This is a genomic window from Methanospirillum sp. (assembly GCF_035406105.1).
GTDB lineage: Archaea > Halobacteriota > Methanomicrobia > Methanomicrobiales > Methanospirillaceae > Methanospirillum.
The window spans coordinates 1-2,454 of sequence record NZ_DAONKG010000292.1; the positions used below are offsets into that span (position 1 = coordinate 1).

Consider the following 2,454-nt stretch of genomic DNA (forward strand, 5'->3'; position numbering starts at 1 on the left):
CCAGACAGTTCGGGGTTCCTGTCGTCGGAGGGCATCTGCATCCAGACACACCGTACAGTGTGATCGATGTAGCCATTTTAGGTATAGCTCCACTTGAAAATGTCATATACAGCAATACTGCCTGCACCGGGGATGCCGTTCTTATCGCAATTGATCTGAACGGAAGGGTTCACCCATCCTGTATACTAAACTGGGATAGTGCTACCCTGCGGACTGCTGATGAGGTCAGGGGGCAAATAGCAGTCATGCAGGAGATTGGATCAAAAAAACTTGTCACTGCCGGGAAAGATATCTCAAATCCCGGGATTATTGGAACACTTGGAATGCTCCTTGAAGTATCAGGGAAGGGGGCAGATATTGATCTCGCAGCAATTCCCCACCCTGATCTTTCTGCCCATTCCATTACCTTTGATCACTGGCTGAAGATGTATCCGGGGATGGGGTTTATTCTGACTGCACGTCATGAGCACATCAATGCTATCAGACATCTCTTTAGAGATCAGGGCATGACAGTTCAGGCAATAGGGACGGTGAATGATACAGGAAAGTTACGAATTTTTTATCATGATTCATCAGCTCTTGTCTTTGACTTTTCAATAAACGGAGGCGTAATGCACCTTGGGGCATATCCACAATAATCGCCCGGTTATTGGCATCGGAGTAAGAAATGATCCTGATCGGGTATTTTTATCAATTTCTGACTATACCGGCAGGTCAAAAATTATCTGTTATCTCCATCCGGATCTTCATAACCAGATACCTCATGGTATTGATTCGCATGTCTCTGAACATCCAGAAGAGGACCTTATCTCTGATCTCTTTTCAGGGTCAATTGATGCTGCACTCAGAGGAACACTCTCATCGCACCAGACACTTCGCATCCTCAAGGATACTGCCGGGGTTCCTAAACTTGAACGGGTCGTCCTGTTGGAGACTGCTGATGGAGTCAGATTTTTTCTCGGGCCGGTAGGTATAGATGAAGGATGGACAATACCTGAAAAAGTTTCACTCGTTAAGAAAGTGCAGCCACTCTGCCATACGTTTGGACTCTCTCAAATGGTGACCATCCTCTCCGGAGGGAGGCTTGATGACATCGGTCGCCATCCACAGATAGATCGAAGCCTTGCAGATGCTGAGCTGGTGGCACGTCTGACCGGAGGTATTCATCGGGGCATTCTTATCGAAGAGGCGGTGTGCGACTCCGGATTTATTCTTGCACCGGATGGCATATCCGGAAATTTGATCTTCAGAACACTGGTTTTTTTGGGCAGTGGACGTTCTCATGGGGCACCAGTGCTGAATATTCCGAAAATCTTCGTAGATACTTCGCGCGTTAACCCGAACTACCTCCACGCACTAAATCTCGCAGATAATCTCCTTGAGTTATCTTTACATAAAAAAACCTCAATTTGAAGAGAAAATTAATTTCTTTACAATAATGCATCCGATTGGCTATCTCTGAAATCTAATCCCATAAAATATAAAAATCTACTATTATCATGTCAGAATATCGAAAATCTCAAGATAATCTCGAAATATTTAAATAGATATCAATATACTTTGTTTTGAGGTAGAGGACTATGGCAGACTTACCTATTGCAGCAGTTGTAAGAATTGCAAAGAAAAATGGGGCTGAGCGTGTGGGAAGCGATGCAGCAGCAGCTCTTGTAGCAAAAGCTGAAGACTACATTGCCAACCTGACCAAAGAAGCGAACCGCCTTGCCCAGCATGCAGGTAGAAAAACAATTAAAGAAGAAGACGTCAAAATGGCCGCAGAGAATGCCTAAAGCATTCTCCACCTTTGGCTTTCAGTAAAAAAATCCCTTACCTCAAAGAATTATAAAAAGTGTGCTCGGATGGGGTTGATTTCTTAAGTTACAGCACACCTTTTGTACTCGGGACTGTTCCATCGTTATATACAACTTTTGTAGCATCGTGAAGAGCGAGGCCAAAGGCTTTAAAGAGTGCTTCGCATTTGTGATGATCCGAACATCCGGATACCTGCATGTGAACAGTAATTTTTGCGTTTTGTATGAAACTTTCAAAGAAATGACGGACAAGCCAGGGTTCTATCATTCCTTCAACCGGTCCGGAGAAATTCCCTTCATAAACAAGATAGGGGCGGCCTCCCACATCAACAGCAACATCAGCTTTTGATTCATCCATAGGTACGACGACATTTGCAAAACGTCTGATCCCTTTTCCCCCATCAAGGGCCTGCAAAAATGCCTGACCAAGGACGATCCCGATATCCTCTACTGTATGATGACACCCGGTTGCCAGATCCCCTCTGGCTGTAATATGTACATCAAATCTGCCATGCCTGGCGAATGAATCAAGCATATGATCAAAGAACGGGATACCGGTGTGTATGGTTGCATGACCGGTCCCATCGAGAGAAAAACTAACGGTTATATCAGTCTCTTTTGTTGTACGCGTAACCTTACTGGTTCT

Annotated in this window: 4 protein-coding genes; 3 read left to right on the forward strand and 1 reads right to left on the reverse strand. The window is 44.7% G+C overall.

What is annotated here, in order from left to right:
- From PLA23_RS12550 to PLA23_RS12560, 3 genes are all read left to right on the forward strand, one after another.
- Positions 1-638: AIR synthase-related protein (locus PLA23_RS12550; RefSeq protein WP_324475400.1), on the forward strand; the 638-nt coding region annotated here is incomplete at its 5' end.
- Complete coding sequence (gene mtxX, locus PLA23_RS12555; protein WP_324328047.1) at positions 619-1,413, forward strand: methanogenesis marker protein Mmp4/MtxX; 795 nt, start codon at positions 619-621, stop codon at positions 1,411-1,413. The genes PLA23_RS12550 and mtxX, both read left to right, overlap by 20 nt.
- Before the next feature lie 167 nt (positions 1,414-1,580).
- The gene (locus PLA23_RS12560) at positions 1,581-1,787 is read left to right on the forward strand and encodes a histone family protein (protein WP_324328048.1); all 207 of its coding nucleotides are present in this window, start codon (positions 1,581-1,583) and stop codon (positions 1,785-1,787) included.
- A gap of 88 nt (positions 1,788-1,875) precedes the next feature.
- On the opposite strand, the gene hisB is transcribed toward PLA23_RS12560, so the two are convergent.
- Positions 1,876-2,454 (reverse strand): imidazoleglycerol-phosphate dehydratase HisB (hisB, locus tag PLA23_RS12565; RefSeq protein ID WP_324475401.1); only part of this gene is annotated, 579 nt, incomplete at its 5' end.